33 protein-coding genes are annotated in these 22573 nt (G+C 67.5%); 30 read left to right on the top strand and 3 right to left on the bottom strand.

The window, feature by feature from the left end:
• The first annotated feature begins 355 nt into the window (after positions 1-355).
• Positions 356-565 (top strand): helix-turn-helix domain-containing protein, encoded by a 210-nt coding sequence (locus tag KIK09_RS57330; protein WP_308163900.1) that lies wholly within the window; start codon positions 356-358, stop codon positions 563-565.
• On the opposite strand, the gene KIK09_RS03095 is transcribed toward KIK09_RS57330, so the two are convergent.
• On the bottom strand, positions 558-1133 hold the full coding sequence (locus KIK09_RS03095) for a hypothetical protein (protein ID WP_214317068.1): 576 nt from the start codon (positions 1131-1133) through the stop codon (positions 558-560). The genes KIK09_RS57330 and KIK09_RS03095 overlap by 8 nt on opposite strands.
• A gap of 90 nt (positions 1134-1223) precedes the next feature.
• Between KIK09_RS03095 and KIK09_RS03090 the strand changes: the two genes are divergently transcribed.
• The 3 genes from KIK09_RS03090 to KIK09_RS03080 are packed head-to-tail and all read left to right on the top strand — an operon-like array spanning position 1224 to position 2614.
• Positions 1224-1475, top strand: coding sequence for a hypothetical protein (locus KIK09_RS03090; RefSeq protein ID WP_214317067.1), 252 nt, complete (start codon positions 1224-1226; stop codon positions 1473-1475).
• On the top strand, positions 1472-2440 hold the full coding sequence (locus tag KIK09_RS57325) for a tyrosine-type recombinase/integrase (protein ID WP_214317066.1): 969 nt from the start codon (positions 1472-1474) through the stop codon (positions 2438-2440). Before KIK09_RS03090 ends, KIK09_RS57325 begins: the two co-directional genes overlap by 4 nt.
• Positions 2441-2449: 9 nt before the next feature.
• Positions 2450-2614 carry a hypothetical protein gene (locus KIK09_RS03080; RefSeq protein WP_214317065.1) on the top strand — a complete coding sequence of 55 codons (165 nt, stop codon included), beginning with the start codon at positions 2450-2452 and terminating at the stop codon, positions 2612-2614.
• Positions 2615-2842: 228 nt separating this feature from the next.
• On the opposite strand, the gene KIK09_RS03075 is transcribed toward KIK09_RS03080, so the two are convergent.
• Positions 2843-3061 (bottom strand): hypothetical protein, encoded by a 219-nt coding sequence (locus KIK09_RS03075; RefSeq protein ID WP_214317064.1) that lies wholly within the window; start codon positions 3059-3061, stop codon positions 2843-2845.
• Between the two features lie 343 nt (positions 3062-3404).
• Between KIK09_RS03075 and KIK09_RS03070 the strand changes: the two genes are divergently transcribed.
• Positions 3405-4043 (top strand): ParB/RepB/Spo0J family partition protein, encoded by a 639-nt coding sequence (locus tag KIK09_RS03070; RefSeq protein ID WP_214317063.1) that lies wholly within the window; start codon positions 3405-3407, stop codon positions 4041-4043.
• A 33-nt stretch (positions 4044-4076) separates the two neighbouring features.
• Entirely contained in the window at positions 4077-5162 is a 1086-nt protein-coding gene (locus KIK09_RS03065) for a GNAT family N-acetyltransferase (RefSeq protein ID WP_214317062.1), read from the top strand.
• Here KIK09_RS03065 and KIK09_RS03060 read toward each other — a convergent pair.
• Positions 5159-5533 carry an ASCH domain-containing protein gene (locus KIK09_RS03060; RefSeq protein WP_250572668.1) on the bottom strand — a complete coding sequence of 125 codons (375 nt, stop codon included), beginning with the start codon at positions 5531-5533 and terminating at the stop codon, positions 5159-5161. The two genes, KIK09_RS03065 and KIK09_RS03060, sit on opposite strands and share 4 nt — an antisense overlap.
• A gap of 39 nt (positions 5534-5572) precedes the next feature.
• On the opposite strand from KIK09_RS03060, the gene KIK09_RS03055 reads away from it, so the two are divergent.
• The 24 genes from KIK09_RS03055 (at position 5573) to KIK09_RS02940 (ending at position 22422) form a co-directional block, all read left to right on the top strand.
• Positions 5573-6058 (top strand): hypothetical protein, encoded by a 486-nt coding sequence (locus KIK09_RS03055; RefSeq protein ID WP_214317060.1) that lies wholly within the window; start codon positions 5573-5575, stop codon positions 6056-6058.
• Between the two features lie 2 nt (positions 6059-6060).
• Positions 6061-7335, top strand: a complete 1275-nt coding sequence (locus tag KIK09_RS03050; RefSeq protein ID WP_250572667.1) for a PBSX family phage terminase large subunit — start codon at positions 6061-6063, stop codon at positions 7333-7335.
• A gap of 165 nt (positions 7336-7500) precedes the next feature.
• On the top strand, positions 7501-7971 hold the full coding sequence (locus tag KIK09_RS03045; RefSeq protein WP_214317058.1) for a hypothetical protein: 471 nt from the start codon (positions 7501-7503) through the stop codon (positions 7969-7971).
• 2 nt (positions 7972-7973) lie between these two features.
• Positions 7974-8447, top strand: coding sequence for a hypothetical protein (locus KIK09_RS03040; RefSeq protein WP_214317057.1), 474 nt, complete (start codon positions 7974-7976; stop codon positions 8445-8447).
• A gap of 27 nt (positions 8448-8474) precedes the next feature.
• Positions 8475-9608, top strand: coding sequence for a hypothetical protein (locus tag KIK09_RS03035; RefSeq protein WP_214317056.1), 1134 nt, complete (start codon positions 8475-8477; stop codon positions 9606-9608).
• 137 nt (positions 9609-9745) lie between these two features.
• Positions 9746-10399: a hypothetical protein gene (locus KIK09_RS03030; protein WP_214317055.1), complete on the top strand. Its 654-nt coding sequence runs from the start codon at positions 9746-9748 to the stop codon at positions 10397-10399.
• Between the two features lie 11 nt (positions 10400-10410).
• The gene (locus KIK09_RS03025) at positions 10411-10701 is read left to right on the top strand and encodes a hypothetical protein (protein ID WP_214317054.1); all 291 of its coding nucleotides are present in this window, start codon (positions 10411-10413) and stop codon (positions 10699-10701) included.
• An 11-nt stretch (positions 10702-10712) separates the two neighbouring features.
• Positions 10713-10976, top strand: a complete 264-nt coding sequence (locus KIK09_RS03020; protein WP_214317053.1) for a hypothetical protein — start codon at positions 10713-10715, stop codon at positions 10974-10976.
• Positions 10973-11137 carry a hypothetical protein gene (locus tag KIK09_RS03015; protein ID WP_214317052.1) on the top strand — a complete coding sequence of 55 codons (165 nt, stop codon included), beginning with the start codon at positions 10973-10975 and terminating at the stop codon, positions 11135-11137. Before KIK09_RS03020 ends, KIK09_RS03015 begins: the two co-directional genes overlap by 4 nt.
• A 15-nt stretch (positions 11138-11152) precedes the next feature.
• Positions 11153-12724 carry a phage portal protein gene (locus KIK09_RS03010; RefSeq protein WP_214317051.1) on the top strand — a complete coding sequence of 524 codons (1572 nt, stop codon included), beginning with the start codon at positions 11153-11155 and terminating at the stop codon, positions 12722-12724.
• Complete coding sequence (locus tag KIK09_RS03005) at positions 12724-13866, top strand: phage minor capsid protein (RefSeq protein ID WP_214317050.1); 1143 nt, start codon at positions 12724-12726, stop codon at positions 13864-13866. The genes KIK09_RS03010 and KIK09_RS03005 overlap by 1 nt, the downstream gene beginning before the upstream one ends.
• A gap of 89 nt (positions 13867-13955) precedes the next feature.
• Positions 13956-14786, top strand: a complete 831-nt coding sequence (locus KIK09_RS03000; RefSeq protein WP_214317049.1) for a DUF7239 family protein — start codon at positions 13956-13958, stop codon at positions 14784-14786.
• A gap of 51 nt (positions 14787-14837) precedes the next feature.
• Positions 14838-15776, top strand: coding sequence for a major capsid protein (locus KIK09_RS02995; RefSeq protein WP_214317048.1), 939 nt, complete (start codon positions 14838-14840; stop codon positions 15774-15776).
• Positions 15773-16063: a hypothetical protein gene (locus KIK09_RS02990; protein ID WP_214317047.1), complete on the top strand. Its 291-nt coding sequence runs from the start codon at positions 15773-15775 to the stop codon at positions 16061-16063. The genes KIK09_RS02995 and KIK09_RS02990 overlap by 4 nt, the downstream gene beginning before the upstream one ends.
• Positions 16050-16394: a hypothetical protein gene (locus tag KIK09_RS02985; RefSeq protein ID WP_214317046.1), complete on the top strand. Its 345-nt coding sequence runs from the start codon at positions 16050-16052 to the stop codon at positions 16392-16394. Before KIK09_RS02990 ends, KIK09_RS02985 begins: the two co-directional genes overlap by 14 nt.
• 2 nt (positions 16395-16396) lie before the next feature.
• On the top strand, positions 16397-16786 hold the full coding sequence (locus KIK09_RS02980) for a head-tail connector protein (protein ID WP_214317045.1): 390 nt from the start codon (positions 16397-16399) through the stop codon (positions 16784-16786).
• Complete coding sequence (locus KIK09_RS02975) at positions 16783-17094, top strand: hypothetical protein (protein ID WP_214317044.1); 312 nt, start codon at positions 16783-16785, stop codon at positions 17092-17094. The genes KIK09_RS02980 and KIK09_RS02975 overlap by 4 nt, the downstream gene beginning before the upstream one ends.
• A complete protein-coding gene (locus KIK09_RS02970; RefSeq protein ID WP_214317043.1) occupies positions 17085-17447 on the top strand; it encodes a minor capsid protein in 363 nt (120 codons plus the stop codon). The genes KIK09_RS02975 and KIK09_RS02970 overlap by 10 nt, the downstream gene beginning before the upstream one ends.
• Positions 17444-17887: a minor capsid protein gene (locus KIK09_RS02965; protein ID WP_214317042.1), complete on the top strand. Its 444-nt coding sequence runs from the start codon at positions 17444-17446 to the stop codon at positions 17885-17887. The genes KIK09_RS02970 and KIK09_RS02965 overlap by 4 nt, the downstream gene beginning before the upstream one ends.
• A gap of 64 nt (positions 17888-17951) precedes the next feature.
• Complete coding sequence (locus tag KIK09_RS02960) at positions 17952-18425, top strand: phage tail tube protein (protein WP_214317041.1); 474 nt, start codon at positions 17952-17954, stop codon at positions 18423-18425.
• Positions 18422-18943 (top strand): DUF7426 family protein, encoded by a 522-nt coding sequence (locus tag KIK09_RS02955; protein WP_214317040.1) that lies wholly within the window; start codon positions 18422-18424, stop codon positions 18941-18943. Before KIK09_RS02960 ends, KIK09_RS02955 begins: the two co-directional genes overlap by 4 nt.
• 26 nt (positions 18944-18969) lie before the next feature.
• Positions 18970-19113, top strand: coding sequence for a hypothetical protein (locus KIK09_RS02950; RefSeq protein WP_214317039.1), 144 nt, complete (start codon positions 18970-18972; stop codon positions 19111-19113).
• A gap of 65 nt (positions 19114-19178) precedes the next feature.
• The gene (locus tag KIK09_RS02945) at positions 19179-21551 is read left to right on the top strand and encodes a phage tail protein (RefSeq protein ID WP_214317038.1); all 2373 of its coding nucleotides are present in this window, start codon (positions 19179-19181) and stop codon (positions 21549-21551) included.
• A 1-nt stretch (position 21552) separates the two neighbouring features.
• A complete protein-coding gene (locus KIK09_RS02940; RefSeq protein WP_214317037.1) occupies positions 21553-22422 on the top strand; it encodes a phage tail family protein in 870 nt (289 codons plus the stop codon).
• The last annotated feature ends 151 nt before the right edge of the window (positions 22423-22573 follow it).

The raw sequence follows: 22573 nt of genomic DNA, 5'->3' as shown, positions 1-22573 counted from the left end.
TTGCGTCTGGGCGCGGGGTGTGTAACACTTCCGGGCGACGGAGAGACTTGTGCCCTCGGACTGATCACGGTCCGGGGGCTTTTTGCTGTCTGGGGGTGTTCGTGTCCCCTGCGACGGCGAAGACCGCTGCTGTTCGGCTGGGCCGGGAGGCCGTGACAATCCGGCAGTGGGCGCGCCGGTATGGCGTGCGGGTGTTGGGCCTGGCTGGCCGGGAGGTCGTGTACGACTTCGCGGATCTCGCGACGATCGAGGGCTGTATCTGGCGGGGCGATCCTGTGCCTGAGACGCCGGAGGGTCGGGATGCGTTGCGTGTTCGGTTGGCATCGGCCGCATGAACAGAACAGGGGTGGCTGTGATGGAGATGCGGAAGCACGCCCGAGTGTCGGGCGCGGAGCGGGAGACGCTGAAGGCTGCCCTGAAGCGCCGGTACTCCTCGGGCGAGTCGATCCGGGCGCTGTCGGTTTCGACGGGCCGTTCGTATGGGTTCGTCCACCGGTTGCTGGAAGAGGCGGGGGTGCCTCTGCGGCCGCGGGGCGGCAACCAGAGGTTGGCCCGCTCTAGCTGATCCAGTTGACCAGCAGGCCGATAGGGAACGAGATGACCGCGCCGATCGCGACGTAGAGCAACTGTTGTCGGCGCTCCGCGCGGATCTCCTGCTTGGTCTTGCGTGTGATCGCACGTCGGAGGGCTTCTGCCCGTTCCGCATCTTGAGCGAGCAGTACTTCGTGCTCCTCGCTGCGGTTGATAATGCCCTCAAGTTCGGCGAGCTGTCGTTGGAGTTCGCGCTCCAGGTCGTCCTTCAGAGTGACCGCTGCGCTGAACGCTAGGTTGACCTCTTGGATGCGGCGGCGGAGTACCTCGGCGGGGTCCTCCTCGGCCTGTCTCAGGCGTTCCTCTGTGGTGAACAGCTTTCTGATTAGCGAGCCTCCTGCAGTTCCTGCCGCGAGGCCAACCAAGCTGCTTGGCCAAAAACCCTGACCGGAGAGAAACGTGAGCGAAAAGCTTGCTGCGCCTGCTACGACGAACACGATCGTGGCGATCCAGTCACGGCGTTTCGGTGTCATTCGTTCATTGCAGCGCGGCATACGACGACGTTGGGGCGGTGTTATCTGATCGCGATAGACGGTGATCAAGATCGCTGAGAGCGGAACATAATCCAAGTTATGTTCCGCTCGGTGTGCTACCGTCGCGAGTGATCCACTTCCCTCGCGAAAGGTGCTCGAATGAGCCACCACAGGGGCGACCGGCTCCATCCGGCCGCTATCGACTTTCCCATCGACCTCAGGGTGGGCGCCTGGGGCGCCACGCCCGAGGAGGTTCGCGCCCACGCCTTAGACGATGCGGCGCGGTTCTATGGCGATGTGCTGCCCCTCGATGTCGTGTCGGCCGTAGTTGAAGAGGACCCGGAGAACTACGGCCGTTACATCGGCGTCATTGTCTTTCGGCCGGCGGGCGACACCAACGAGGACCGGTGACGGCCGAGCTGGTCGAGTCGCCGCGCGGCGACCTCGCGCTCCCGCTCGACCTTCCGCCGATCATCCTCGACCTGACGAGGGCGTGGCTGTGGTCGTTCGACTCGAAGAACACGCGCGAGGCGTACGAGCGGAACATCCGGCGGTGGTTCGCGTTCTGTGTGGAGACCGGTCTCGATCCGATGGAGGCGCGTAAGCCGCACGGCGACGTGTTCTCACGGTGGTTCCAGGAGACGGCGCGGCGGCCGCCGAAGCCGAAGACGGTCGCTCAGGTGCTGTCGTCGGTGTCGTCCTGGTACGAGTACCTGCACGAGACCGACGCGATCGAGGCGAACCGCTTCAAGAAGACGAAGCGGCCGAAGATCCCGCGCAAGCACTCCGAGACGATCGCCCTGACCAAGGACGAGGCGCGGGCGATGGTGCGGGCGGCCGACGCTGATCACGGGCTGAGTCGTCTGCGCACCGCGGCGTTGATCCGGCTGCTGCTGCAGGTCGGCGTGCGCATCTCGGAGGCGGTGAACGCGCAGATCGACGACCTGGGGTTCGCCCGTGGGTATCGGACGCTGCGTATCACGGCCAAGGGTGGCAACGACCTGATCCGGAAGCTGCCCGTTGAGACCACTCACGCGCTGGACACCTACCTGACTGAGCGGGCGCGCCGCGAAGGGGTGGAGCTGCGGGACCTGCGGGGCCCGCTGTTCGCTACCGCGACGGGCCGGCCGTGGGACCGGTCGAAGGCGTTCGAGCTGGTGCGGCGCATCGCCCGGCAGGCGGGCATCGAGTCGAAGGTGTCGCCGCACACATGCAGGCACACCTACGCCTCGCTGGCCGTCGAGGGCGGGGCGACGATGCGGGAGGTCCAGGAAGACCTGGGCCACGCGGATGTGTCTACGACGGAGATCTACGTGCACAGCCGGGACCGGCTGGAGCGGGACTCCTCGCAGTTGGTGGCGGCGATGCTGGAGTAGGAGGTTGGCGTGCCCAGGTCGAGATCGAGTGCGCTGGACAAGTCGGCGTGGACGCACCACTGCGGCGCGATCAACATGGGCACGTGGACTGCTCGGACGGTGTGCGGCGGGTGCCGGTTCTCGGTGGATCAGGCCGAGGACGTCGAGCAGTTCCGGCTGGTGCGCGTCTGGTGAATCCTCTCATTCGTCGCATCGGTCGCATGAGTGCGCATGCGGAACGCTGAGCACGCTGGATTCGCGCGTCCCACGTGCACGCTGAGACGCGATCGGGACTGTCCGAGTGTTAGGGGTAGGTCCCGAAGCTGATCTTGTTAGCGTCGTTCTGAGACGTTTCCGCAGGTCAATCGACATAACGACAAAACGTGGTCCCGCAGGCGTGAAGGGCCTGCGGGACCTGGTACGTCAGGCGTTGTCGCCCTCGTCGCTCTTTTCGGTGCTCGAGAAGATTGCCTGAGCCCAGTCCACGAACCGGTCAAGCACTTCGAGCAGCCAATCTCGTCGGTCCTTTGGGAGGGCGACGGAGAGAGCTAGAGCTGGAGCGACCGCCAGCACTGCCACCGCCAGAGGCAGCGCGATCAAGGCTGCGACGATCACGCGCAGCCATAGAGGGAAACCAGACATCGAAAGGTCCTTGCACCGACAGAGGTGTTCTCAGGCGTGGCGCCTGAAGTACCTCAAGGCCAACCGTCTCCACGGATGCGGAGACGGGCCGTGCTCGCATGATCCTGAAATCGCTGAATCCTGTGATCCTGAGTTTGCTAAGCGCTTGATCGTTAAGTTCGTTAGCTACGTGATCAGAAAGATGAGTTACAGCGTTCAGTACGGGATCGATTGAGACGTGGCGTGGCGAGTGCGTGTGTCGATGTGTTCGCGATGAGAAGGCTATCGGCATCACATGCGCCGAGTCGCTGAACGCGAGTGTACACGTGACCTACTCGTAATCCAGCTGATTCCGGAGGTTGCTGTGCCCGCCATCGTGTCCCAGACCTACCGGATGGTCCCGGTCGGCGACCTCGAGCCGCACCCGGACAATCCCCACGAGGGCGACGTGGACGTGATCGCCGAGTCGATCGCGAAGAACGGCTTCTACGGCACCGTCCTTGTCCAAGCCAGCCGGATGCGGATCATCGCCGGTGAGCACCGCTGGCGCGGCGCGAAGGCCAACGGCCTGGAGCAGGTGCCCGCCCTGGTCATTGACGTGGACGACGACACCGCCACGCGGATCATGCTCGCGGACAACCGCACCGCCGAGTTCGGAGCGTACGACGACCAGGCCCTCGCCGAGTTGCTGCGCGGCCTGGACGATCTCGACGGCACCGGCTGGACGGAGCAGGACCTCGACGACCTGGCCGAGGCGATCGCATCCGACAACGCTGTGGTGGCCCTCACCCCCGAGGGTGCTTCGGCCCCGGGCGGCGGCCGCGCGGATCAGGCCGGGTCCGGTGCTCGCGCAGAGGAGGAGCTGCCCGAACCGGGCGACGCTGAGACCCACACGCGGCCTGTGGTCTGGGGCGTGGTGGTCACCTGCGACAGCGAAGCGCAGCAGGTGCAGCTCCTCAACCAGCTCGCCGGTCAGGGCTGGAACGTCCGCGCCCTGATGTAACCCCTTGTCGCCCCCCTCTTGAAAGGTCGTGCTGTGCGAGCCGAGGTCACCGTGTCGGCGTCGGTCCGCAAGACTGCCCGAGTGCTGCAGCTTCAGGGCCTGTTCGATGTGCCCGTGGAGGAGCGGCTGAGCAATTCGTGGCAGGTGGACCTGCCGGTCGAGGATGGGCCGTGGAGCGTCGGCATGATCGTCGGCCCCTCTGGGGCTGGCAAGACGACCCTGGCACGTCACCTGTGGCCGGACCTCGTCGCCGCCTCCCATTCCTGGTCCGATGACCAGTCGCTGGTGGACGACTTCCCCGAAGGGATGTCCATCAAGGACATCGTGGCTCTGCTGGGCTCAGTTGGCCTGTCATCGCCGCCGGCGTGGCTGCGGCCGTACCGAACCCTGAGCAACGGGGAGGCGTTCCGCGCGTCGATCGCGCGGGCCCTGGCCGAGTCCGGCGATCTGGTCGTCGTCGACGAGTTCACCAGCGTTGTGGACCGCCAGGTCGCGAAGGTCGCCAGCCACACCATCCAGAAGGCGGTACGGCGCGGCGGCCGTCAGTTCGTCGCGGTGACCTGCCATTACGACGTGCTGGACTGGCTGCAGCCGGATTGGGTGCTGGACGTCTCCACCGGCTCGTTTGAGTGGAGGTCGGTTCAACCCCGGCCTCGGCTCCAGCTCGAGATCCGGCCGGTCGATGGGCAGCTCTGGTCCGTCTTCGCACGTCATCACTATTTGAGCAAGGAGCTCCACCGCGCCAGCAAGAAGTTCGCCGGGTTCATCGACGGCGAGCCGGTCGCGTTCCTGGCCTACAGGCACTTCCAGCATCCCAACACGCGGAACCTCAAGATGGAGCATCGGCTGGTGGTTTTGCCGGACTATCAGGGGCTCGGCATCGGCAGCCGGTTCTCCGAGTGGATGGGGCAGCGCCTGTACGAGGAGGGGTTCCGCTACCGGTCGGTGTCCAGTCACCCGGCGCTGATCGCGTATCGGAGCGCGTCGCCGCGGTGGCGGATGATCCAGGGCCAGAAGAAGCTGGGCACCCGCTCCAAGCATGAGTGGATGCACGCGCAGACGCTCGACCCGCGCCGTCTCGGCGTCGTGTCATTCGAGTACGTGGCGCCGCGCTCTTAGGCGGCGAACGCCCTCTCCCACCCGGCCGGAGCCGGCCGTAGACCGAGCGCGCCGACAGCGGTCATCGGGCTGACGGCTGGCTGGGCGTCAGCGAGCAGCCAGTGATGGGCACCGGGTGCGGCCCACGGCGAGGCGCTGTCATCGCGGATATCGACGAGGTCCACCGACCCGACGATCACGCCATGCAACAGCGGCCCGTCGAGGGTGACCCCCAGCCGTTCCATCAGCTCGAAGCCCTCGGCGTCGGTCTTGAGGCCCGCGTGGATGAGGAGTCTGCCCCGATACGGAGTGGGCCAGCTCCGGTTCTCCACGTCCTTGATGCCCGCGACGAGCAACGCCGCCCATGGCTGCCGGACGGTCAGCATCCGCATCTGCACCCGAGAAGCGTACCTAGATCAGGAGTTCCCCTCATGGTCGTCAGCAAGGCCCGCCAGGTCGAGATCTCCCAGCGCCGCTACCAGGCGGTGCAGATGCGTATCGCGGGCGTCAGCCCCACCGTGATCGCTGAGCGGTTGGGCTACTCGGGCGCGGCCTCCGTCAGCAAGGACATCGACAGGGCCTTGCAGAGGGCAGCCAAGCAGGAGCAGATGGCCAGCGAGCAGCTGCTCAAATTGGAGATCGACCGCCTCGACCGGATCATGGCCAGCTTGTGGCCGAAGGTCATCAAGGGCGAGGTTCAGGCCTGCGAGACCGCGCTCAAGTGCATCAACAGGCGATCGAGCCTGCTCGGCCTTGACCTCATCAACCGCAACGGCGTCGCGGACGGCGACATGGCGTCGCTGTTGGGCAACCTGCTCATCCAGCTCCAGCAGAAGCACGCCACCCCCGACCCTGACACGGACATGATCCTCGAGGTCGAAGTCCTCGGCGAGATCGAGTCGGGAGACGACCTGTGACCATGCCGGGCCCGCTCACGCTGTCGCCCAAGCAGGAGCGCAGCATCGCCGAGTCCACGGCGCGCCTAAATATATGGAGCGGAGCGATCCGTTCTGGAAAAACCATCGCCAGTTTGTTGCGGTTCCTGGTCTACGTGGCGAACGCGCCCCGTGGTGGTTCGCTGGTGATCGTCGGCAAGACGAGCGACACCATCGCTCGGAACGTGTTCGACCCGCTCACGGATCCGGCGATTACCGGCCCGATCGCGAGGCGGATCATCTATACGAGGGGCGCGCCCACCGCCAACATCTTGGGCCGCCGCGTCGAGATCATCTCGTCGAACGACGCTCGGTCGGAGAACCGACTGCGAGGCATGACCTGTGCCGGGGCGTACGTGGACGAGGCGACGCTGATCGAGCGCGAGTTCTGGGACCAGCTGCTCGCGCGCCTGTCGGTGAAGGGCGCGAAGCTATTCGCGACCACCAACCCGGACGCCCCGAATCACTGGCTTAAAAGGCAGTTCCTCGACCGCAAGCACGCGCTGGACCTGCGGCACTGGCACTTCACCTTGGACGACAACAAGGCGTTGGACTCGGACTACGTGCGGGCGCTCAAGGCCGAGTACACGGGCCTTTGGTACAAGAGGTTCATCCTAGGGCTCTGGGTGATGGCCGAGGGCGCCATCTACGACATGTACGACCCGGACCGGCACGTCGTGGACGAGCTGCCGCTGATGGAGCGCTGGCTCAGCGTGGGCGTTGACTATGGCACCGTCAACCCGTTCGACGCCATCCTCGTCGGCGTGTCCACCCCGGACGACAAGGGGCAGCGCCGCATCTACCTCGCCAGCGAGTTCCGATGGGACTCCCGCAAGGAACGGCGGCAACTCACCGACGCCGAGTACTCGCAGAAGCTCACCGACTGGCTGGACAACGTCCCCGGCACCTACGGCCCCGGCACCAGCGGGGTGCGGCCGCAGTGGGTGGTCGTGGACCCGTCCGCCGCGAGCTTCATCACCCAACTCCTACGCGACGGGTTCACCCCGACGATGGGCGACAACTCCGTCAACGACGGCATCCGCACCGTCAGCAACCTGCTGGCGGCCGACCACCTGCGGGTGCACCGGTCGGTGTCCGGGTTCTTGGACGAGGTCGGGTCGTACGCGTGGGACGACAAGAAGGCCGAACGCGGCGAGGATGCCCCCGTGAAGGTGGACGATCACGCGCTGGACGCCGTCCGGTACGCCCTGCACACCACTCAGGCGGCGTGGCTGCCCATGCTGCAACCAGCCTTCTGACCCCATGAACGCGCACCCCTCGATCTGTGGCGGGCTGAGGGGTGCGCCCGCTCCGCACGCCCCACCCGCGTGCGTTGAGCACCGGCCGTCTCGGTCTCCTGCGTAGTTGAGGGGCTACGCCGGAGGCCGAGACAGCCCCGTTTCTTTTCATGAGTGAGGAGTGTCATGCCCGACTTCCAGTTCAACGTCGCCAAGGGCCGTACCACCGAGCTGTACAACCGGGTCAAGATCGGGGACCCAGCTGGCAGCGCGCTGATTGTGCTGGCCCTGGCCGCTGCGAACGTCGAAACCGACGCCGTCTTGAAAGACAAGGACACGCTGGCCGACGTGCTCGGCGGAGCCACCGACGAGGCCACCAACACGGGTTACAGCCGCAAGGTGCTGGTCGCGGCCGACCTGAACCCGGTCGTACCCGACGACGTCAACGACTGGGTGGACCTGTCCATCCCCGGGCAGACGTGGGCCAACGTGCAGCCGGGAAGTAACTGGTCGAAGATCCTGGTCTGCTACCGTCCGGCGGCCGCGTCGCCAGACTCGGCGATCGTGCCACTCACGTCGCATGACTTCCCGATCAACCCAGACGGCTCCAACGTGGTCGCGCAGGTGGACCCCAGCGGCTTCTTCCGGGCGGTGTGACCATGGCGAAGACCGGATACTCCGTCCTCACGCCCGCGCCGGTCGCGCTGGTTGCGAACACGGCCAAGAGCGTGGTCGGCGTCCTCGCCCCGGCCGCGTGTGGCCTGGACCTCAAGAAGATCAGGGTCGGCCTGTACGGCATCTCCGCCAGCGGGGTGCCGGGTGACATCGAGCTGTGCGCCGCGACCTTCGCTACCAACGCCCCGGGCGCGGCCGGCTCGACCTCGGTGACACCGCAGCAGCTGTACGGCCGCACCATCGCGGCCGGTTTCCTCGCTGCTGCTGCGTGGACGGCCGAGCCGACCGTGCTCACGGTGATTGACGCGTTCCCACTGAGCCCGAACGGCGGGCTCGTCCACTATGACATCCCGCTGGGCGACACCCCGGACTGCGGACCAGGCACGGGTTTCGTGCTGCGCGCCAAGTACGCGGCGCCGGTCAGCATCTCTGCGGGCTTCTGGGTCGAGCGCGCCTGACGCGCAGGAACGAGAGGAGGCTCCGGCATGCTGTGGGTGGAGGACTTCGAGAGCGGACTTGGGCTGCCGTCCGATGAGGGCGGTCTATGGGGGTTCAACAACACCAACCCTCACAGCGGCACCTACTGCTACTCCCACGTCCCCATCGCGGACAGCCAGTCGGCGACCTGGACGCTCACCGTGCCGCCTGGGGCCACCACTATCCAATTCTGGCACGCGGTCTCCTCCGAGCCGACGCACGACAAGCTGGAATTCCTCATCAACGGCGTCGTGAAGCTGACCGCCCACGGCACGGTGCCCTGGACACAATCAGCCGTCTTCAACCTGGCGGGTGCCACGCAAGTGGTGTTCCGCTACAGCAAGGACAGCAGCGTCTCCACAGGCAGCGACGCCGCTTACATCGACGACATCGTCTTTCAGGTCCCCGACCTCACCAGCCCGCGGACCAACAACCTCAACGGTGGCACCAACGGCACAGCGATCACCACCGGCAACTCTGGAGGAGCCAGCGGCTCGCCGTTCACCAACGTCGTGGGGTCGCCGCAGTTCAGCAATGCCAATCCCTTTGGCGGATCAGGGTTGGTGGCGACTAACGGCGTCGCAGGCGCAGACACCCACATCGACTGGCAGGCCCTCGGCACGGTAGGCGACGCTTTGTACCTGCGTGTCTACCTCTACTGGGCAGGCGCGATCGGCCCGGCCACGTTCAAGCCGCTGATGGCGCTGCTCGGCCCCACCGGGGTCGTGTCCAAGGTGTGGATGGGCAACAGCACCCTCAAGTTCCGCATCGCCACTGGAGGAGGCACCACCGCCGCGGTGACCGGCAACGCGGTGATGCCAGTCAACCAGTGGGTCCGTCTGGAGTTCTGCTACACCATCGACTCGGCTGGCAACGGCACCAGCGAGATGTGGACCTACCTTGATCCAGAGTCCGCAGCCCACGACGACTACGTCATTTCGCCCATCACGGCGTGGCCGGGCGGAAAGCCGCGCACAGCCGAGTTCCACCTCTGGCGCGACAGCGGCGACGCCGGCCGCTGGTACATGGACGAGCTGGCTGTCGGGCCGGACAAACTCGGCCCGGCCCCGTCCACCGTGAGCAGGCGGCCTCGCGCCACAGTCGGTGCCTCACGTGCGGCGCACCGGGCAGCAACGTGGTGAGGGGGTAGACGATGCCCCGCGCAGGACGCGGATTCCCCGCACGCCCCATCGTCGTCCGGTCCACAGCGTCCGGATCAGTCGTCGTCAAGGTCACAGAGGCTGGGTTCGTCCAGCCGTTGGGCCGGACGAAGACCCGGGTGCTCGGCAAGGTGACTGAGGTCAGCAGCGCGCAGCCGCTCACGCGCATCATGGCCCGGTTGCTCGGCCGGGTGGTCGAGGACGGTCAGCCCGCAGCGCTGGTTCGGACGAAGGCGCGCACGCTCGGCCGATCGATGGAGACCGGTACGGCATGGCCGCTCACCCAGATCAAGGCCCGCGGCGTGGGGCTGGTCGCCGAGCTCGGCACCGCGGCTCCGTTCCGAGGGTGGGCAGCGGTCCGCCAGATTGCCGAGACAGGACAAGCGCGGCCGATCACCCCGGCCAAGGTACGTGTGTTGGGCATGGTCGTTGAGAACGGCCAGTCCCAGACGCTCCATGTCGCCCGCGGGCGACGCATTACGCAGGTCTTTGAGATCGGTACGGCTGCCTCGTTCGGCCGGGTCAAGGTCCGGCCGGTCACTTCGGTGACCGAGACCGGTTCGACGCTCCCGGTCCGGCCGCAGCCGCCGATCGTCCGTGTCCTGGGCCTGGTCGTCGAGACCGGCACCGTGCGACGGATCCTGCGCCTTATCCCGCCGCTTCGTGCCAGCGCCCCGTTCACAGCGTGGTCAGCATCGCCGCCCGTCGTGGAATGGCACGCCTCTTCACCGCACACCTCGTGGTCTGCCGATCCCCCGACAACAACGTCGTAGGAGGCCCTGCCATGGAACCGATCTCGTCTCTCAGCCGCCCCTACATCTACACCACCGTCAAGGGCGCATCCGGGTCGGAGCAGGTGGAGATCGCATTCACCAACCTCGGCGCCGAGCCGACCGAAGGCGACTGGAAGCCCGCCGAGTGGGCCAGCACCACCCCGGAGGGCGCGCGGGCGCGCATCCTCATCGGCCCCGGCTCGTCGGTGGTCCTGCCGGACGGCACCTACCTGATGTGGGTCCGCGTGACCGGTGCGGTCGAGCGGCCTGTGCTCCCCTGCGGGTCCGTCCCCATCACCTGAGGAGACACCTCATGCTCCGCATCCCAGCCACCGGCGACATCGTCCGCTACCGAGGCAAGCGAGGCCTGCACGCCGTGCGGGCCGCGATCGTCACTGCCGACATGACGACGCTGGACCCGGAAGGCGTGAAGATCGGCGCGGTACCCGCGCTGGACGACTCGCTGCACGTCCACCTGTGGGTGTTCACCCCTGGCGCTGTCGGCGGGTTCCACGAGTTCAACGTGCGGTACGGGGCCGACCCCGGCACCTGGCACTGGCCGGCGGACGCCGGATGAGCGACCAGACCATCACCTGGCGGCAGGCAGCAGCGCGGGCCGCCGACGTCCTGGAGCGCGCCGACTGCGAACCCAACCCCGCGATGGTCGAGGCCAAGGTTTCCATCGCTGAGGGATGGACGCAATTGGCCGCGGCCCTGTCGGAGATCGAACAAACGTGAACAGGAGGGTGGCCGATGCCGCTTCCCGAGCGTAATCAGGAGTGGCCGCCGCCAGCGATCCGACAGGAGATGCGGCTCTACGACACGCATGGGGCCTGGTACGCGGGCGACCCGGACCGGCTGGCCGACGTATACGGCGGCAACAAGCCAGCGCCGAGGGTGGGGACGGACCCGAAAGGCTGGGACCGTCCGATCACCCGTGCAGGCGGCTACTTTGGCCGGTTGGTCCGTTATTTCTGGGGGACGCCGACGCCTGCCGCGCAGTCGCGGGCGACGAAGCTTCATGTCCCGATGGCCGCTGACATTGCCGCGACGTCGGCCGACTTGCTGTTCTCGGAGCCGCCGACTCTCAAGGTCAAGGGCAAGAAGGGGCAGACCCGACTCGACTCGGTGATGCACGAGGCCGGGGTTTACGGCTCTCTGCTGGAAGCCGCCGAGCTGTCTGCCGCGTACGGCGGGGTGTATCTGCGGGTCGGCTGGGACACGACGATGGCGGACCATCCGGTGGTGGATGCGTTGCCGCCGGACGCCGCTGTGCCGGAGTTCCACAACGGGCGGCTGAAGGCGGTCACGTTCTGGAAGGTTGTGCACGAGGACGACCGCAACGGCGAGGTGTGGCGGCACCTGGAGCGGCACGAGCAGGGCCGCGTCTTCCATGGCCTGTACCTGGGCGACGAGGATCACTTGGGCATGCAGGTGCCGCTGCAGGAGCACCCCGCCACCGAGGAGTTCGCCGCGCTGGTGGACGAGGACGGCGGGTTCGACAGCGGCTTCGAGCGGGGCCTGCTCGTCGATTACGTCCCGAACATGAGGCCACACAGGCTAATCCGGGGCACAGCGATCGGCCGAAGCGACTACCAGGGCGTCGAGCCGCTGATGGACGCCTTGGATGAGACGTGGACGAGCTGGATGCGGGACCTGCGGCTGGCTAAGGCGCGGATCATCGTCCCGGAGGTGTACCTGACGACGACCGGCCGCGGACAAGCCGCGGCATGGGATCCCGACCGGGAGATCTACAGTCCGCTGGGCGGCATGCTGCCGTCGCCGAACAACCCCGGCAGCATGATCACGTTGTCGCAGTTCGCGATCCGGGTGCAGGAGCACGCCGAGACGTCGAAGCACCTGGTGGAGCAGATCGTGCGGGGCGCCGGGTACTCGGTGCAGAGCTTCGGTGAGGGCGGTGACGGGCAGGCCCGCACCGCGACCGAGATCCACATGCAGAAGCACCGGTCGTACTCAACGCGCGGCCGGAAGATCGGCTACTGGACGCCGCGCTTGGCCTGGTTGTCGGAGGCGATGATGGCCGTCGATCACGCCGTGTTCGGGACGAAGGTCGTGGCCGAGCGTGCGATGGTCGAGTGGCCGGACGGCGTCATGCCCGACCCCGAGAGCATGGGCCGGACGCTGGACATGCTGAATCGGGCGCAGGCCGTGTCACTGGACACCAAGATTCGGTGGGTCCACCCCGACTGGGATGACGTACAGGTGGAGGCCGAGAAGAAACGGCTCCGCGACGAGCTCGGGCTGAACGTGCCCGACCCGGCCGCCTTGGATGAAACGTTCGTCCCTGACCTCGGCGAGGATTGATGGCCATCACTCCAGCCGGGGCGATTGAGGCCGGGCTGGAGCAGGCGCGGCTGGTCGCAGCCATGTACGCCGACGCTGAGGCGGCGCTGCTGGAGCGAATCGCGGCGCGGGTCGGCAAAGACCTCGACAACGACGACGGCAACGACTGGGCGGCCAAGCGGCTCGCTGAGGTGACCCAGCTCCGCAAGGAAGCCGAGGCGATCGTCCGCCGCCTCGAGTCGGTCGCGAAGAAGGCTGCGCAGGCGGCAGTGCTGGACACGTGGGCCGAAGGCATGGACGCCGCGGTGCGTGGCGCGGTGCTGCAGGTCGCTGACGCAAAGCTGCGTAAGCGGCTGGAGCGGGTGCTGCAGGACGCGAGGAATCTCGGCGCGAAGCGGGGCATCAGCGCCGGTCAGGGCGTCGCCGAGTTGGCCGCGCAGGCGGTCAGTCTGGTCACGTCGGTGCACGAGGGGGCGCTGCGCGCGGTGGACGACATCTACCGCAACGTCGTCGCCGAGACGGCCGGCCGGGTGCTGGTCGGCGCGGAGACACGGCGCGAGGCCGCACAGCGGGCGCTCGACCGGCTCACCGCGCAGGGGATCACAGGGTTCACCGATTCGGCCAACCCGTCCCGAACGTGGAACATGGCCAGCTACGTCGAGATGGCCATGCGGACCGCGACCGCGCGGGCAGCAGTGGACGGACACCTGTCCACGCTGCGCGACGCCGGGATCGGTCTGGTCAGTGTGTCGCGGCTGCCGTACACGTGCGATCGGTGCGCCCGCTGGGAGGGCGAGGTGCTGGCCCTGTCCGGTTCAGCAGGGACCAGGGTCGAGGAGAACCCGGCGACCGGCGTGCAGGTGTTTGTCCAGGTCGCGGGGACGGTCGCGGAGGCCCGGCTGGCGGGGCTGCTCCACCCGAACTGCGGGCATTCACTGAACGCCTACCTTCCGGGGGTGTCGAGGCCGGCACCGGTCGTGCGGTCGAAGGCCACGTACGAGGACGCGCAGCGGCAGCGCTACCTGGAGCGGAAGATCCGAGAGAACAAGCGGCGCGCAGCGGTCGCGCTCGACGACGAAGCCCGCGCGAAGGCCGCCGCCAAGATCGCCAACTACCAGCGGCAGCTTAAGGGCCTGACGAAGGCGGCCAGGCTGCCTCGCTAGCTCAGGCGCTTAGGCGCCCTTCTTCGGACCCGCCGGGCGCGAGTCCTTCCCATGTCCCGACGAACACGCTCCAGGAGGGCGATCTCGTCATGCCTGAAAACATCCTGCCGACAACGCCGGGCGCGTTCCTCGGCTACCGCAAGGACCTTGTCACCCCGATCTACCTGATCGCGGGTGGCGCTCCCGAGGACGGCGAAGGCCAGCCGCAGCAGGAGGAGCAGACTCCTCCCGCGCAGGCCGAGGTCACGCCGCCCGAGCCGCCGGTGGCCGACGACACAGCGGTGAATCCCGACGCCAAGCGCGTGGACCAGCTTCCTTCGTGGGCGCAGAAGCTCATCAAGGACACCCGCGCGGAGGCGGCCGACTACCGGTCGAAGCTGAAAGACGCGCAGAAGGCCGCCGACGAGGCGACCGGGCAGCAGGGGCCGTCCGCAGACGAGGTCACCCAGCAGGTCAAGACCGACTTCGCCCAGCAGATCGCCAAGGCTCTCGGCCTGGTGGCTGAGGAGGAGAAGCCGCTGGACCCGCAACAGGTGATCGACACGCTGACGGCCGAGCGGGACACCACGGCCAAGGAGCGCGACGCGGAGAAGGAGCGGCACCGTCGTGCCCTGATCGAGCTCGCGGTCCACCGTGCCAGCCAGAAGGTGGGCGCGGACCCTGACGCTCTGCTCGACAGCAGGTCGTTCCTGAAGGCCGTCCGGGACATGGACCCGGACGCCGACGACTTCTCCACGTCGCTGACGGACACGATCCAGACGGCGGTGGAGAACAACCCCAAGTTCAAGGCGGCCACCCAGGCGGGGCCGCCCGCGCGCTCGGGAGGCGAGTTCACCGGCGGGCCTGGTGGACGTCCCGTGGATTCCGAGCCCTCCATCGACGAGTTCCGCGCCAGGCGTAAGAAGCGCGCCTCGTCCTAGCAGCCAAGAGCGGTCCCGCTATTGGCACTTCTAAGGAGTTGAAAGGCCCGAATGGCTAACACCTTCCTCACCCCGTCGATCATCGCCAAGCAGGCGTTGGCGACCCTGTACGAGACCTGCGTCATGGCCCAGCTCGTCCACAGGGACTATGAGCAGGAGTTTGTCTCCCGCGTCGGCGACACGATTTCCGTCAGGAAGCCCGCGGTGTTCACGGCGAACGAGTTCAACCGCGCGACCGGCATCCAGATCCAGAACGCCTCCGAGGGCAGCGTGCCGATCACGCTGAACCACTTCGCCGACGTGTCCTTCGCGGTCACGGCGGAAGAATTGACCCTCGAGATCGAGGACTTCGGGACGCAGCTGCTCAACCCGGCGATGGAGGCCATCGCCCAGAAGATCGACCGGGACATCCTGGCGCTGCGCAACGACATCGTGCAGCGCGTGGGCAAGGCTGGTGCGCCCATCACAGGCGTCACCGGCCCCTGCATCCACAACTACGACAAGCCGCAGGTCGCGATCGACGCCCGACGCGTGCTCAACCAGCGCAACGTCCCCGCGGCCGACAGGCACCTCGTCGTCGGCCCGGAGATCGAGGCGCTGTGGCTGTCGGACCCGCTGTTCCACCAGGCCGACACCCGTGGCGACACGGACGGTCTGCGTGAGGCGAACCTGGGCCGCAGGGTCTTCGGATTCGACGGCTACCAGACGCAGAACATCCACGGACCGACCGGTACGCCCACGTCCGGCCAGCCGAACACGGAGATCGGCGTCGCGTTCCATCGGACTGCGTTCTGCCTGGTCACGAGGCCGCTGGTTCTGCCGCAGGGCGCGGCCAACGCGGCCGTCGAGTCGTACAAGGGCTTCGGCGTCAGGGTCGTCATGGACTACGACATCAAGGCCAAGCAGGACGTGGTCTCAGTGGACTGCCTCTACGGCGTCAAGACCCTCGATGCCAACCGCGCCGTCCTGATCCACGGAGTGGCGGCGTGACGTTCGTCTACCGCAACTCCAACACCGGCCAGGTGGTCGAGGTCGCCGACCGCGATCCCTGGCTGGACATGTTGGACAACTGGCAGATCATCAGCGGGCCTTCCGCGCCCGCCGACGACGAGTCCGGTCCGGCTCCGGCCGGGCCGGCCCGCCCATCCGAACACGACAACAAGGCCGCGTGGGTCGCCCACGCGGTCTCTCGTGGCATGCCCGAGGCCGACGCCAAGTCGCTGAGCAAGGCCGCGCTCATCGAGGAGTTCGGGGAGGAAAGCAATGGCGAGGACTGACCTGAACGCCGTCCCGGTCCCCCGCGGGGGCCTGGACCTCACCGCCGCGCTGACACCGGCCATCGTGGACGGACACATGTTCGTCCACTCGGAGCGGCGGATGCTGCGGGTGAAGAACACCAACGCCGCCGCGCGTACGGTGACGGTGCAGATCCCGGCGACCGTGGACGGCCAGGACATCGTGGACCGGCCCTACGTCATCCCGCCGACCACGGGCGACGTGCTGATCCCGGCGTTCCGCGCGGTGTACCGGCAGGCCAACGGCAAGGTGTACATCGACTACGACAACCCAGCCGGGCTGTCCGTCGCGGTGCTCGAACTCCCGGCATAGCCATGGGATACGCGACCGCTGCCGACTACACGGCATATACCGGCCAGGCCGCGCCCGACGGCATCGCCCGGCGGCTTGAGCGGGCGTCGGAGCGGATCGACGAGCTGCTGTTCGCCTCGATCTACCCGACCGACGACGCTGGCATGCCGACGCGAGCCAAGGACGCCGACGCGATGAAGTTGGCGACGTGCGCGCAGGCCGCGTGGACGATCGCCGTGGGCGACGAGTTCGGGGTCGCGGCGGCCTTCAAGTCGGTGTCGATCGGCTCGGTCCGCCTCGAGCGTGGCAACTCCGGGGATGCGCCGCCCCCGCGGTACTCCCCGGACGCCTCGTCGATCCTGCAACGGGCCGGACTGCTGCCCGGCTACATCCTCGACGGGAGCGTGTGGTGATGCTGCCCGAGTGGCTACTTCGGCACACCGCGACCATCGAACCGTTCCAGGGGGACGGGGCGTACGGCCCGGTGTACGGGCCAGCTTTCGAGTCCCGCTGCCTTGTTGACGATGAGCGCAGGCTGGTCAGAGACGCGCAGGGCGCCGAAGTCGTGTCCGACACCACAGTGTTCTTCCCTCCGGGCACGCTCTGCCCGGAGGGGAGCAGAGTCACCGTCAACGGGCGGGTGACCACCGTCATCACTAGTTTCGCCCGCGACGCCGGCGGGCTGCCGACGCCGGACCACGTTGAGGTGGTGTGCCGCTGATGGCCAAGGCCAGGTTCAACGCGAAGGTCAACGCTGAGGAGGTCACCGCCGAGATCCATCGCGCGGCCTCGCGGGGCCTGCGCTTGGCCACTGAGCATGTGCTGTCGGTGTCCAACCAGCGTGTCCCGCACGACGAAGGCGTGCTGGAGCGGTCAGGCGCGGCCGTTGTGAAGGAGTCCGACCTGCGCGGCATCGTCTCCTACGACACCCCGTATGCCGTCGTGCAACACGAAAACCTCGACTACAACCACAAGCCGGGGCGGACCGCGAAGTTCTTGGAGCTCGCGGTCCGTGAGGAGGCTGAGGTGGTCAAACTGATGATCGCCAGACAGCTGCGGCAGGTGTTCAAGTGAGCTGGACTCGTGACCTTCTGACCGGGTTCGCGGTTCTGCTCGGCGAGGCTGGTGTTGCTGACTGGAACCCGAACGGCATCTACGCCGACAACCAGATCGCGTTGACGATCGGTGGTCTCCCGGCTAAGCCCGACACGGCCATCGCGCTCGCCGTGTACGGCGTGGGGCAGGCGGGCGACGATGTGGAGCAGCCGGACTCCAGCGTGCAGATGCAGGCCCGCTTCCGAGCCAAGACTGACCCGAGGGTCGTGGATGACCTGGCGGACGGCGTGTTCGACGCCGTGCATGGCTTGGCCAACGTGACGCTATCGACGGGCGTGCACGTGCTTCTCGCGCGCCGCACGCTGATCGCCCCGCTCGGCCGCGATTCCAGCGGTCGTTGGGAGCGGGCCGACTCGTTTGACCTGATGGTTTATAGGCCGTCGCCGCACCGCGACTAGTGACCTTTTCTGCCGATAGCGCTTCCGCTTTCGGCTATCTGGGATGCCCATAAAAGGAGTGATCATGGGGCTGCGTTCCCTGCTTGCGAAGGACTGGAAGCTCGACGTCGGCACCGGGCCCGACATGGAGAACCCGACGTGGATCCCGGTGAAGGGTCTCACCAGCTTCCAGGAGACCACCGACGACAACACCGAGGACGATGGCGACTTCGACGACGAGGGGGGCTGGGGCAGCAGCGTCGTCACGAGCCGTACCTGGCAGATCGAGGCGGAAGGCCGTCGCAAGCGGACCGACGACGCAGTGTTCACGGCCGACCCCGGTCAAGAAGCGATCCGTCACGCCGCCCGGAAGGTCGGCTTCGGCGCCAACATCCCGGTCCGCTGGTACCGCCGGGACGGCGCGCCGGACGCCTACAAGGGCGTCTGCACCGTATCCGAGTTCACCAAGGGCGGTAGCGTCACGGACCTGGAGCCGTTCGACTTCACCCTGCTGGGTCAGGGTGCGCCCATCGAGATCACGAACCCGGTGGCGCCGTGACGACGACGTTCCAGGACCTCGACGACTTCTTCGACGACTCCCTGCCGCTTCCGGTCGGCGGGAAGTTGTACCGCATCCCCGCCCCGGACGCTGAAGTCGGACTGCTGTGCCAGCGGCTCATGCACGCTGGCCTGGCGGCCGAGCAGGGCCAGGCGGTGGACGACCCGAAGCTGAACGAGCTGGCCGAAGTCGTGCTGAACGACGACGAGGAGCGGGACCTGTACCAGCGGGTCCTCGGGCCCGTCTGGGACGAACTGCGTGACGACGGCGTGTCGTGGCCGAAGATCCAGCACGTCGGTGCGACGGCGCTGGTGTGGGTGGCGGCCGGTAAGGAAGCCGCGGCCAAGATCTGGGCTTCGGGCGGCGCGGGGGAAGCCCCAGCCCCGAATCGGGCGACTCGTCGGGCGACAGCAGCGGCGGCGAAATCGACCCGGTCTCGGGGGTCCGCGACTACTACGACCCCGACGACGGCCTCTCGGTCTCGAAAGGCCGAACCGTCTCGTGGCAAGACATCCTGACGCGCTGGGCGCTCGTCGAGGCCGACTTGCACGAGGTGTTCGGCATCGACCTCGGCGAGCCAAGTCTGCTCCGCGCCAGGTCGTGGCGATGGCTGCGGACGCGGCTGCACGGGCTGCTGACGTGTGACTCGCGACTGGCCCGCGCCCTTGACCCGGGCGAGCAGCGGTGAAGCGTCCGCCATCGTCCAGCTTTCCACTGGCTTCACCCACCCCAGATCACAGGAGGTGAAACCCGATGGCGCTGAACGTTGGCGAGTTGTTCGCGACGATCGATGTGAAGGACCGGGGCACGACCGCTGTCCGCCGATTCATGACCTTCATGCGGGACGCCGCGAAGAAGCTCGACATCGACGCTGGCGGTCTCGCCAAGTCGGCCGGGTCCATGGGCGCCCAGTTCACCGTCGCGGCGCTCAAAGCGGCGACCCTGGCGGCCTCAATGGCGGCGGCCGCACAAAGCGCGGTTGGTTTCGCCGCAGCGCTGGCCCCGGCTGGCGGCATTGTCGCTGCTCTGCCGGGTGCGGTAGCGCTCGGCGTCGGCGCGATGGCCACCCTCAAGGTAGCTCTACTCGGAGTTGGCGACGCCTTCAAGGCGGCGCTCGGTGATGACCCGAAGAAGTTCCAGGAGTCCCTGGCCGGGCTGTCACCAGCCGCGCAGGCCGCCGCGCGTGAGCTGCGCTCGGTCAAGCCCACGATCGATCAGCTTCGGAGCGCCGTCCAGGACGCCTTCTTCGCGCCGCTTGCAGGTCATATCCGGGCGGCTGCGGCCGCTGTAGCGGGGCCGCTGCAGTCCGGTATGCAGGGCGTCGCGCGGGAGTTCGGTCTCGCTGGTGCGGAGGTGGCGCGGTTCGCCGCGTCGTCGTCCACCGCATCCGCGATCACGTCGATCTTCGTGTCGCTGCGGTCGGCGGTCGCCGCGATCCAGCCCGCGATCCAGCCGGTGCTGGCCGGGTTCCGCGACATCGCCGTGGTGGGAGCGCAGTTCTCGTCTGGTGTCGCACCTGGGATCGCGTCTGTGGCGCAGCGGTTCGGCGAGTTCCTGTCGAACGCGGCCGCGAGCGGACGGGCTCTGAGCTGGATGCAGGGCGCGCTCGCTGTGTTCAAGCAGCTCGGCGGCGTGCTGTCCAACGTCATCGGCATCGTGCGTGGCGTCTTCTCCGCGATGCAGACCGGCGGGTCGAACGCGCTTGGCATCATCGGCCAGTTGCTCGGCCAGGTGAACCAGTTCGTCAACAGCGCGCAGGGCCAGCAGGCCTTGGTCACGATCTTCAAGAGCCTGAGCCAGGTCGGCAGCGCCCTGGGCCCGATCTTCGCGGCCTTGGGCGGCGCGGTCGCCCAGATCGCGCCGCACATCGCGAACATCGCGACCGCCTTGGGTCCGGGGCTCGCCGCGGCGGTGTCCGCGCTCGGGCCGGCTCTGGCTGCGCTCGGTCCTGGGCTGACCATGGTCGCGTCGATGCTCGCGAAGGCGTTCGCGTCGCCTGAACTGCAGGCGGGGCTGCTCGCGCTCGGTCAAGGACTCTCGGCTGCGCTGGCCGCTGTCGCTCCGCTGCTGCCGATCGTTGCCCAGCTCGCGGGCATCTTCGGCCAGGTACTCGGCATTGCGCTGAGTAATCTCTCGGCTGCGCTCGGTCCTGTGATCAGTGCGCTGGCGAGCGCCCTGCAACCTGCCCTTATGGCCGTTTCGGGCGCCTTGTCCCAGCTTGGGCCGCTGATGCAGCCCGTCTATGCCGCGTTCGGTCAGATCGCGGCTGCGGTCGTGCAGCAGGTCCTGCCGCCGTTCCTGCAGCTGATCCCTTCGCTACTGAATGGGCTAGTTCCTGCCTTTGTCGAGCTAGCTAGGGCGATGCTGCCCGTGCTTCCGATTTTGACCGATTTGGCCGTCATGGTCATTCAGCAGGTCATCCCTGCCCTGATTCCCATCCTGCCGTGGCTGACCAAGATCGGAGTCGGGTTCGCCCAGCTCGGCGTGAAGGTGGCGCAGATCGTCGCGCAGATCAAACCGATCATCGAGGCCGGGGTTGCCGTGTTCCGCTGGATGTACGACGTCTTGGTCGGGCACAGCATCATCCCCGACATGGTCAACGCCATCGGCCAGTGGATCGGGACGACCCTGGTGGGCTGGTTCCGCGACCTCCCAGGCCGGATCAAGTCCGCCGTGTCGAACATAGGTCCGGCCATGGCGGGCATCGCCCAGGACGTCGTGTCCGGCTTCTGGAACAAACTCCAGTCGATGGCGGGCACCCTGTACAACAACGTCCGCGGCTTCTTCGCCAACATCGTCAAGAGCGCCAAAGACGCCCTCGGCATCAAGTCGCCGTCGAAGGTGTTCGCCCAGATCGGCGCCTTCATGATGCAGGGCATGTCGATCGGCCTCGACAAGAGCACTGGGCTCGTCGTCTCTTCGCTGAAGAAGGTGGCCTCTCTCGCGTCGAAGACGGCGATGTCGGACCTGTCAGTGCCTGGTGTGACCGTCCCGGACGGGCTCGCGGGAGGCGGCGCCTTGTCGCGGACGGTGGTGAACGTGACGAACCACTACCCGCAGGCCGAACCGACGTCGGTGACCGTGAACCGCGGACTTCAGTACGTCGGCGCGATGGGAGTGATCTGACATGCCGTCATACATGCTCGACGGCGTTCCACTCGACCACCCAGCGGGCTGCTGGCGGCTCAAGAAGGGGACGCAGCGCAGGCCGCTGCCCGGCGCGCGGGCCGTGAAGGTCAGCGTGCCGGGCCGGCATGGTGACATCGCGGTCGTCGGGCTCGACTTGGAGGCCACGACGTTCGGCCTTTCCTTCAAGGTCAGCTCAGCGACCCCTTCGGGGGCGAACGGCGGCTACGAGCAGATGGAGCGGAACCTCGAAGCCCTGTCGGCGCTTCTGGGGGTGCGGCACCGGCTGATGAAACTGCGGTACGAGGCAGGGTCGATCGTCCGCGTCGCCGACGTGACGATCACCGCGACTTCCGAACCGGAGATCAACACCGGGGCCGCGACCGCCCGGATCACAGCCGTGGTCGAAGTGCCGGGCGCGCTGTGGCGGGATGAGTCCGAATCCACCTGGTTGGGCGCGTCCAACCAGCTCGCCCAGGCGGTGACCACGCTCGCGGGTTCGACCGGGCCGATAACTGACGCGCTGCTGCGTTTCACCGGCCCGGCCGTACAACCGTCGATTGGGGACGTCGCCACGGGCGGGTGGGTTCTGCGCACGGGCGGTCTACTGGCGGGGGAGCGCCTGCTGATCGACTGCGGCCGCATGCAGGCGGCGAAGGTGATGACCGACACGTGGAACCTGTCCGCCGGGACGGATGTGACGGGGGAGATCGACGCGATCGGCCCCGGCTCGCAGTTCCGGTGGCTGCACCTGACGCCCGCCGTGGCGGTGGGCGACCCGTTCTCCCGCGCGGTGCTGGTGTCCACATCGGCGACCAGCACGGACGCGAACTCGAAGATCGAGATCCGAGCGAGGCGCGCCTACCTGTGACCGACCCGCGCCCGACTCTGCGTGGCAGCGGCCATCAGCCTCTCCGCGAGGAGATCGGCGTCGTCGGCGTCGAGCTCGGGCGGCCACACGGCCGGGAGTATGACGATGCGGCCGCGCGGAGTCACATGGACGTCGATCGGGGGCCGTGAGG

Source organism: Nonomuraea sediminis, assembly GCF_018531495.1.
GTDB lineage: Bacteria > Actinomycetota > Actinomycetes > Streptosporangiales > Streptosporangiaceae > Nonomuraea > Nonomuraea sediminis.
This window is presented reverse-complemented; position numbering and strand designations above follow the sequence as displayed.